Annotated in this window: 5 protein-coding genes; 4 read left to right on the forward strand and 1 reads right to left on the reverse strand. The window is 55.3% G+C overall.

All coding sequences use genetic code 11. The features are described from left to right. Positions 1-93 precede the first annotated feature (93 nt). The gene (locus WC612_06125; GenBank protein MFA6280351.1) at positions 94-927 is read left to right on the forward strand and encodes a tetratricopeptide repeat protein; all 834 of its coding nucleotides are present in this window, start codon (positions 94-96) and stop codon (positions 925-927) included. Positions 928-1,256: 329 nt separating this feature from the next. On the opposite strand, the gene nagA is transcribed toward WC612_06125, so the two are convergent. Beyond that, positions 1,257-2,411, reverse strand: a complete 1,155-nt coding sequence (nagA, locus tag WC612_06130) for an N-acetylglucosamine-6-phosphate deacetylase (GenBank protein MFA6280352.1) — start codon at positions 2,409-2,411, stop codon at positions 1,257-1,259. A gap of 78 nt (positions 2,412-2,489) precedes the next feature. On the opposite strand from nagA, the gene WC612_06135 reads away from it, so the two are divergent. From WC612_06135 to WC612_06145, 3 genes are all read left to right on the forward strand, one after another. Further along, positions 2,490-3,155, forward strand: a complete 666-nt coding sequence (locus tag WC612_06135) for a tetratricopeptide repeat protein (protein MFA6280353.1) — start codon at positions 2,490-2,492, stop codon at positions 3,153-3,155. 3 nt (positions 3,156-3,158) lie between these two features. Continuing rightward, the gene (locus WC612_06140; GenBank protein MFA6280354.1) at positions 3,159-4,502 is read left to right on the forward strand and encodes a PQQ-binding-like beta-propeller repeat protein; all 1,344 of its coding nucleotides are present in this window, start codon (positions 3,159-3,161) and stop codon (positions 4,500-4,502) included. A gap of 258 nt (positions 4,503-4,760) precedes the next feature. Further along, positions 4,761-9,065 carry an OmpA family protein gene (locus tag WC612_06145; GenBank protein MFA6280355.1) on the forward strand — a complete coding sequence of 1,435 codons (4,305 nt, stop codon included), beginning with the start codon at positions 4,761-4,763 and terminating at the stop codon, positions 9,063-9,065. Positions 9,066-9,432: the final 367 nt, after the last annotated feature.

A 9,432-nucleotide genomic window follows, 5' to 3' on the forward strand; every position in this document is an offset into this window, starting at 1 on the left:
AAAGTATAAAAGGTGTATTAAAAAGAGTTGTCCTTATGCTATCAAAGGACCCGATGGGAGCCTTTTGGACATCGTTAAACAGGAGATTTTGAGATGACGGATTATACAAACGCCGCTTTTAAAGAAGTTTTTGAACAAGCTAATGCGGGTGACATCACGGCCCAAGCCGAAATATTGAGCCGAACAGCTGCAAGAAAACTGGGGGATGATGCCTTGCCCTATTTGCAAGAGATAGCAGAAAAAGGAAATGTTCGCGCTCAAGGTGTTCTTGGGACCTGCTACCAATTCGGTATTGGCGTTGAGGTTGATCCCGAGGAAGCCGTGAAATGGTTCCGCATGGCTGCTGAACAAGGTATTGCTGATGCTCAATATATTTTTGGTGTCTGCTGCCATGAAGGGACAGGCGTTAAACAAGATAATGTGGAAGCCGTGAAATGGTTTAGGCAGGCTGCAGAACAAGGATTTCCTCTAGCTCAATATGTTCTTGGGACCTGCTACCAATTCGGTATTGGCGTCTATGTTGATCCTGTGGAAGCTGTGAAATGGTATCGCGCTTCCGCAGAACAAGGTAATGCTGATGCTCAATGCAATCTTGGAATATGCTATGGTGATCAGATCGGCGTGAGGGTTGACCCCAAGAAAGCCGTGAAATGGCTTCGCAAGGCCGCTGTACAAGGACATGCTTGCGCTCAAATTAAACTTGGGGTCTGCTGTGAGTATGGGTTCGGCGTTAAGAAAGATTTTGTTGAAGCCTCTAACTGGTTGGCAGCGGCAAGTCAGCAGGGTGATCGTGAGGCGGTTGATAGGCTCTTTGAGCTTTGCAAAAAGGACGCGACTTTGCGCGAGGCCTTCATAAAAGCCATGGGAACGGCCACGCGCCCTGAAGCTAAAGCTCCGCAAGCCCAATTACCAACCTGTAAAGCATAAGGTTTGTCTTTGGTGGGAGCGTGGGCGATGGAAGAGGAAGGCCCTTTCCATTGCTCCGCCCGTCATCCCAGAAAACTTTCTCTTCGGCTCACTCTTGTGAGACGAAAGAAAGTTGATCTGGGATCCAGCCTTTTTTCTATCCTCACTGTCTTTGTTTATCGCTTATGGAGAGCGAGTCTGGATCCCACGCCCATTTTCTTTCGCGCATCCGCCTTCGCGGCTCCGCCGCTACGGCGCGACAAGGGGGGCGCGAAGAGAAAATGTCTTGGGATGACGCGATTGGTGTGCGGGATGACGGAAGGGGGGCGATGACGAGAAAAAAGGATGGCCTATGCCACGGCTTTCCCATTCTGCCAGACCTTTTGCGTTTTGAAGCTGTGATCCAGCATGACGATGTCGGCGGCGTAAGTCGGTAGGAGCTTACCGAAGCGATGACCCAGTCCCAAAAACTCTGCCGGAATGGTGGAGGCCATGCGAAGAACCAATTCAGGATCAAGGCGTGCGTCGCGGATGCAGCGCGGCACGCACTCACCCAAGGTTAGGCTCGCGCCGCACAAGCCGCCCTTTTCGTTGTAGCAAGCTTGCCCGTTTGAGGCAGCCTTGCTGCCGCACAAATTGAATGGCTCTGGTTTCTCTGCGCCTGCGGGCGGCATGGCATCACTGACAAGGAAAAGCCTGTCTTTTGCTTTGGCGTGTGCGGCAAGGCGCATCATCTCTGGCGCAACATGGACGCCATCGCCGATAAGGCCCACATAGGATTCCGCGTCATCCAATGCCATGGCGGCAAGCGATGGGTCGCGGCCACCCATCGGCGGCATGGCGCTGAACAGATGCGTGAAGCCTTTGGCTCCCGCCGCCAGTGCCGCCCTGACTTGATCGGCAGAGGCCGCCGAATGACCCAGCGAGACGATGATGCCTTGCGCGGCAAGCTGTTTGATCTGCGCGGGGGAAACGGTTTCCGGTGCGAGGGTTATTAAAACGATCTCATCGCCTTGCGCTTGATAGGTTGCCATGTCCGTATCATTAAGGGGGCGGATAAAGTCGGCGTTGTGCGCGCCCTTTTTTTCTATGCTGATATGTGGGCCTTCAAGATGAATGCCAAGGATGGATGTGTCTTGCTGCCGCGCCTGCCGCATCGCTTCGATGGCGGCGGCCATGATTTCGGGCGTGTCGGTGATACAGGTGGGTAGAAGGCGGGTTGTGCCTGTCCTTCTATGCGCCGCCGCGATGGCCAGAACGGCCTCAGCCGTCGGCGTGGCGTTAAGAAGGACATTGCCGCCGCCGTTCACCTGACAATCGATATAGGCGGGGGCAAGAATATGATCGCGGCAAGAGAATTGTTGGAAATCGTTGGGGACTTTATCGTTGGGGACAATATCCACGATATGGCCATCGGCCAGCAAAAGGGCTTGCTTTTCAACGAAAGCCTCGCCCGTAAACAGGATGGAATCGGTTAAAGCAACGGGTGGGGATGAGATTGTCATAGCTTGCACAAGCCCTTCGGGTGGATTAGTGTTTGTTTCTCAAAAAGATTCTCAGTCCCCTTGAACAAACAGGTTCCCATGCACTCTACAAATAGCGATAGCCTTATACAAGAAGTTGATGACGATTTGGCCCACAAGCAGATGGAGGCTCTGTGGAAGAGGTATTCCCCGTTTGTTATCGGGGGGGCGCTGATGATTATCGCGGCGACGGCGGGCATTACAGGCTGGAAGAACTATAAAACACAAGCCGAGCAAAAAGCGACGCAGACCCTCGTTGAGATTGTGGACAAGGATTATAAGACGCCGGAGGAGAAAATCGCGGCGTTTGAATCGTATGCCAAGGGAACCCGTGAAAAGCCTTTGGCTGTTTTTGCGAAGTTTGAGGCTGCGGCTCTGGCTTTAGAGCAGAATAAGCGCGATGAGGCTATCGCCCTTTATGATGGGGTGGCCGCCGATACGTCCGTTGAGCCTCTTTATCGTGCCCTTGCCGATCTTTTTGCTGTGCAGGCACTGTTGGATTCAGGCGATCCCGCCGCGCTAGAGGCGCGGTTGACCCCGTTGATGAAACTGGAGAGCCCTTGGCATTTTTCTGCTTATGAGTTTGCGGGCTATCTGGCTCTTCGCACGGGCGATAAGGAAAAAGCAAGAAAGCTTTTTGCCGAGCTTAAAGCGATGCCTGAGACGCCGACTTCGATGGCGATGCGGGCAAGCGATATTTTACAGTGGCTCGGTGAGGGGAAATAAAGGATGAAACGTGCTATGCCCTCTTTCCTGTCTTTTCCCTTCTTAGCGTTGTTGGTTCTTTCGCTGGCGGCTTGCGGATCCGATAAAGCGACCAAGGAGGGGGAGGGGGCTTCTTCCGGCAAACGGATTGCTGTCTTGGAAGAGGCGCATAAACAACTGGCGGGGCAGATCCCTGACTTTGTTGTCGAGGTTCCTGCACCCGCCATTAACGCGGACTGGGCGCAAAACGGCGGCAATGCGCAACACGCCATGGGGCCGTTGGCTTTGGCGGGATCAACAACGCCTTCCAAAAAATGGTCGGCGAGTATCGGGTCTGGCTCTAGCGGCGATTACAAGCTTCTTTCGACGCCCATCGTGAATGGGAAAACGCTTTATGCGATGGATGCAAAAGGCCGCGTAAGCGCTTATGATACCAAGGATGGTGATCGTCTTTGGCGCGTTGATACCGTTGCGCCCGAGCGTGATGGCGATGCGATGGGCGGTGGCCTTGCCTATGAGGATGGGGTCGTTTATGCGACCACGGGCTTTGGCGAGGTTTTGGCGCTCCGCGCAACGGATGGTGGCGTGATCTGGCGGCGTTCTTTGGGCAAACCCCTTCGCTCCGCGCCGACGATTGCCGACAAACGGCTGTTTGTCATCGATATCGAAAATGAAACCTTTATGCTGGACACCAAAACCAGCCTCGTCCTTTGGGCGCATAAAGGTATCGCGGAAAGCGCAACCCTGATGGGTTCATCCAGTCCGGCGGTGAAGGGTGATACGGTCGTTGTGGCGTATAGCTCTGGTGAGGTTTTTGGCCTTAGGGCTCAAAACGGGCGCGTCGTGTGGGGTGAGGTTTTGGCGGTTCCGACCAAGATTGGCGCGTTGCCCGCCATTGCGGATATTCGCGGCCTTCCCGTTATGGATAAGGGGAGCGTTTATTCTATCAGCCACAGTGGACGCATGGCCGCGATTGATGAACGGCGCGGCGACCGTTCATGGGAGGCTGATGTTGGGGGTGTCAACACGCCCTTTACCTCCGGCAATGTCGTTTATGTTGTGACGAATGATAGCGAGCTTCTCGCGGTTTCGCGTCAGGATGGACGCATCGTTTGGGTGACGCCACTTCAGAAATTGAAAAAACCGTCGGATCGGGACTCTAAGCCTGTTTCTTGGTGGGGGCCGGTTCTAGCGGGGAACCGTTTATGGCTTACCAATTCTTTGGGCCATCTAGCGTCCTTTGCGCCAGAAACGGGCAAGGCGTTGCAGGATGTCGATCTGGATGATCCTTTCTTTTTGCCGCCCATTGTGGCGGGGCAGACCCTTTTTGTCCTTACGGACAAGGGTGAGTTGATAGCTCTGCGGTGAGCAAAGCCCCTCCATTGATCATAAAAATGCTTTAAAAACGAAGCCCTAAGAGTCGTTCTTCAATGTTTTTGTGAAACAGTGGCGATGGGAAGGCCGAAAGGGGTATTGCCCCGTCTTTACCCTCGTCGTGACCTTCCTGCCGCAGGGCTGGCTATAATCAAAAGAAATAACACCATCCCCTTGATGACTATCGACTATTGGTTGCGTACCCTTTAGAACAGTAGGAGTCGTGATTCTATCTTGGGTGTTGCCCTGCCTATGTCTTTATCTGTTCGCTTCTCATCTTGCTTGATGGTCTTGGGTTTGACGCTTGCGTTAGCGGCGTTTTTTCCTGTGGCTGCACGGGCGCAAATGCCGGCTCCTTCGGTTCAAACCTATGTTGATCAGGTTGAGCCAGACACAGCGGGGCAGGGCGTTATGCCCGATGGCATGATTTGGAACCAGCCGCTTAAGGCGGGCGATATGGTTTTGCCACGACAAAGCGCGACAAAAGCAAAACCCAAGGCGACGTTCGTGCCAGCTGTACCTTCTGCGTTGAATGGCCTTGCAGCGCCGAAGCTTCCTTTGGCGTCTGCTAAGAAAGCTGTTCCACCCCAAATTAAAACGGATAAAAACAGCACGGCGAGCCTTATGCTTTTGCAAGGGATGAAAACCGCTTTGCAAAAAGGCGGGCAGAATACTGATCTGCCTAAGTCTGATTTAGAGCCGCTCAATCCCGACTCTGTTAAAATTGACGACAGCATGACGCTATCTCCAGAGGCGGTAAAAGCGCCTTTGCTGAAAGCACCTGCGTCCGCGACGACATTGGCTGCGCCCATGGTTATTTCTCTTCCATCCAAGAAGGAAGGGTTTGTCGCTGGTCAAGAACCTAAAGTTTGGGGCTCTTCGCCTGACAAGGCGGCGGCTGTTAGCGGCTCTGAAGGCAAGCTCAAATCCACAACGGATGACGGGATGATGGATATCGTTTTCCCGCCTGAAATGACAAAGGATTCTGTGCCGACGGCTGCGTCAGCTTCTGGCGCAGTTGCCAATGACTTTGTGCCAACAACATTTGGATCAGCGCCAGCCTCGGCGGTTGGCCCTGTCGCGGCGGATGAATCGCTAAAAGCAACCGATATGGCAGAACAACCCTTGCCGCTTGAGCAGTCTTCGGCTCAACCTGCCAGTGACAAGAGCTTGTTCGATCGCATGGCCGCGCCATTCACTAGTATTTTTGGCGAGTCGGTTGATGAAAAGGCAGCGACTAAAAAGGCCGCGCAGGCTCATCCCTCTTTAGAAGAGGACGAGATAAACGGCGAGACAAAAGAAACGGGCGCGATGGGGGCGGATAAGGCTTCGAAGGCTTCCGATCTTTCGCCTCTTCCTATGACGGAATCGGCCACGCCATGCAAACCGAGTGTCACCAAGTGGACGCGCGAGTGCGCTGATGCGGGGTATCCGGCTCACTTTGTCGGGAAAATTGTCGGGGAAACACGCGTTGTGTGCCCATCAGGCGATGCGCGTGACGTATGGCTCAGTAACAATTGCGCCGCGCCGATTGCTTCGTCGCCTTTGGCGGTGTCTGCACCTGAGACGGATTCTGCGCCTATGCAGCCTGTTACCTCGATGGCCCATGAGCCCCAAAGCGCGGTGTCGGTTGTTGTGCCAGAGGAAAAAGTGTCCTCGATTGATGCTTCGTGCGGTGTGGCCAATGGGTTGGCGGCTGATAGCAAGCCCGCTGGCGATTTATGCTCGCAGGGGCAGGCGACGTCTGTTCTAGGTGAAGGTCCATGGCGCTGGAGCTGTAAGGGGATGAGCGGCGGCGTGACGGTCAGCTGCGCTGCGCCTGTTGCGGCGGGCGCTTCGCTGAAGAAGGTCGACTCTAAAGAATCAAAAGCCAGCGATGCGGCCAAGACGGCCGCTTCGGCTCTTGTCGATGGGCAATGCGGCGCTTCGGCAGGCGTTGGGACAGAAACAGTGCCCGTTGATGCCCTTTGTAAGCAGGGACAACCCAGCCGCGTGAACGGCGTGGGGCCTTGGACATGGGCCTGCAGCGGATCCAATGGCGGTGTGGCGGCTTCGTGTAACGCGCCGCGTAAGATGGATGGTGCCTGTGGCACGTCTCATGGCGTTGGGGCTGATAGCTTGCCGATGCGTGATCTTTGTACAGCGGGTTATGCCAGCGCTGTGACAGGGCAGGGGCCTTGGAACTGGACGTGCTCAGGCCTTTACGGTGGCGGCGCGGTAATGTGTAACGCCCCTTTAAAGAACAACGGTATTTGCGGCGCGGCCTCAACACGAGGTCACCGTGAAGCGCCAACCAGCGAGCTTTGCAACAGTGGCGCGGCCGGATCCGTATCGGGAACGGGGCCTTGGACGTGGTCTTGTGATGGCGGTAGTGGCGGCGCGAGCGTCAACTGTAGTGCTTCGCCGTTGACAGATGGCGCCTGTGGGCCTGCCCATGGCAGCGCTTACGCCAAAACGCCAACGGAAGGGCTTTGCTCATCGGGTCATGCCACACGCGTGACAGGGCTTGGGCCTTTCAACTGGTCTTGCTCGGGCGAGAATGGTGGCGCAACGGCAAGTTGCACAGCCTCGCTGGGAACAAAGGAAGAGATCGAGTCTGTTGTATCTTGCGGTGAAGCGGTTGAGACCTTGGCGCTTGGCAAGCCAACAGAAAAACTTTGTGCCTCTGGTAAAGCCAGCGATGTTGACGGTGTAGGGCCATGGACGTGGACTTGTGCGGATGATGCTGGTCACGCGGCCTCTTGTTCGACACTCAGCGCGAGCGCGGGCGTGTGTGGCAAGGCGGCCAATGTTTCAAGCACCAGTGAGCCGAAGAGCAAGCTTTGTGAGGCAGGCACGCCCAGCGATGTGCGCATGCATGCCAAGACAGAGTGGCAATGGGATTGTGCCGGAACGATGGGCGCTAGTGCCGTTTCTTGTTCGGCCCCCATAGCGGCGGCAGCGGCGGCTAAGACGGAGACTCTTTCTACGCCCAAGGAAAAGACACCACCTCAACCTTCCGCGCCGGAAGCCGTTTGTGGAAGTTCTGCGGGAAAAAGTCTGACCGAGAAACCCGATGACGACCTTTGTTCGGCGGGTAAGGCGAGCGCGGTGCGCGGAGCAGGTCCATGGAGTTGGACGTGTGGTCAGAAGGCCAAGGTAACATGCGAAGCGCAAAAAACAGCTGATGGCCTGTGTGGTGCGGCCAATGGCTCTGTTCAAAAAGAAGCCCCCTCTTCGGGTCTTTGCTCATCGGGCGCAGCGACGCCTGTAAGCGGCTCTGGCCCATGGATGTGGAGTTGCATAGGATCAGGTAGCGGGTCAAGCGCGAGTTGTTCGGTTGCCTCGCAAGCGCAGACCAAGGTGGACGGTCTGTGCGGTGCGGCATCAAATGCCGTGATCAATCAGGCCCCTGTTTCTGGTTTGTGCGATAGCGGCATGCCTAGCTCGGTTTATGGTGCTGGCCCATGGACATGGACTTGCTCGGGTATGAATGGCGGCATCGCCAGTACATGCGCGACGTCCAAGGTTTTGCCAAAAGCGCCACCACCTCCAGGGCCGCTCGTGAACGGTTTATGTGGCGCATCTAACGGCGTTTCTTCACTTGTCGCGCCGGAAGAAGATATGTGCTCGGCGGGTATGGCCACCGCGCTCAGCGGTAACGGGCCATGGAATTGGAGTTGCATCGGTGCGAACGGCGGTATGACGGTGAGTTGCACCGCGCCGTTGACGCCTCCGGCTCCTATCGTCGGCATGTGCGGCGCAGCGCATGGTGTTAGCACGTTGACAACGCCCAAGAGCGGGCTTTGCGGCGCGGGTATCGTGAGTGCTGTGAGCGGCAAGGGGCCGTGGACATGGAGTTGTTCCGGCACCAATGGCGGCGGCGCGGTGAGTTGCGTTGCTCCGTTGGCGGGGAAAGGCGCTTCGACGCAGTCCTTGCCCTCAATGGTCACGCCGTCCAATGGTGATGAGGCTCCAGCGCCTAAGGCGGCTCCTCTCGGTCTTGTGACGCCTCAACTGTCCTCTAAGGCTGTCTTGCCTGCGCTTAAGCCCGGCACGCTTCCTTCTTTGAAGTCGACAGGTAAGATTAAAAAGGACGCTTCTTCGGGTGACATGGGCGCGCCGCTCTCGGCCCCCGCCTTGCCGGAGGGAACAAAGGCCATGACGCCCCCCCCTGTGCGTGATGCGTCGCTACCGCCTGCTGGGTTGAAGCCGCCTGTGATCGACAGCGAAGGCAAGACCGTCCCCGGAACGCGTCTTGTCTTAGAACCTGAAGCATCGTTGATAAGCTTTGAGCGTGGCTCGGACAAGCTTGATAAGGATGCCGTCGAGGTGGTTGAAAATCTTATCCGCATTTTAAAAGCGCATGGCGAGGCTCGGATTACGCTTACGGCCTACTCCGACACGAACGGTACGATTACGCCACGTGAGGCGCGGCGCTTGTCGCTTAATCGGGCGCTGGCCATCCGCGACTTTATGACGACCAAAGGCATTGCCAGCAGCCGCGTGGACGTTCGTCCCATGGGCGCAAATGTTCCCTCGGGCGATATGGATCGTGTGGACGTAAAGGTCAATTAGGTCGGCTGGCCGTTTTAAATCGAGGTGAATAAGCGCCCAATAATGGCGCTTTTTCTCCCCCTAAAAACGGGCTATCGACATTATTTGTTATCAATAACTTAGCAAAAAAACATCGATTTACAGCCCCAAGAGCGTGGGATAGTGCCTCTCGGTCGCCTTCCGCTCAAAGTTAATGCCGTAACCCCTTGAAATATAATAAAACTGACTCGAATTTCGGCAGTACCTAACCCATTGTTTTTATGGCATAATGATCAAAAAGGTGTGGGTAGATTTCGTATAAGTTTATGATAGATTTGAGGAAAAGGGAGTTTTTGAAGGTGTCACAACAAAAACTGTCCGAAGTGTGGATGTTTTTCGATCTATCGAG

The organism is Bdellovibrionales bacterium, assembly GCA_041662785.1.
Lineage (GTDB): Bacteria > Pseudomonadota > Alphaproteobacteria > UBA9219 > UBA9219 > UBA8914.

Coding starts and splice junctions, on each gene's coding strand:
- WC612_06145 (MFA6280355.1), top strand. CDS start 4,761: ATGTCTTTATCTGTTCGCTTCTCATCTTGCTTGATGGTCTTGGGTTTG.
- WC612_06135 (MFA6280353.1), top strand. CDS start 2,490: ATGCACTCTACAAATAGCGATAGCCTTATACAAGAAGTTGATGACGAT.
- nagA (MFA6280352.1), bottom strand. CDS start 2,411: ATGACAATCTCATCCCCACCCGTTGCTTTAACCGATTCCATCCTGTTT.
- WC612_06140 (MFA6280354.1), top strand. CDS start 3,159: ATGAAACGTGCTATGCCCTCTTTCCTGTCTTTTCCCTTCTTAGCGTTG.
- WC612_06125 (MFA6280351.1), top strand. CDS start 94: ATGACGGATTATACAAACGCCGCTTTTAAAGAAGTTTTTGAACAAGCT.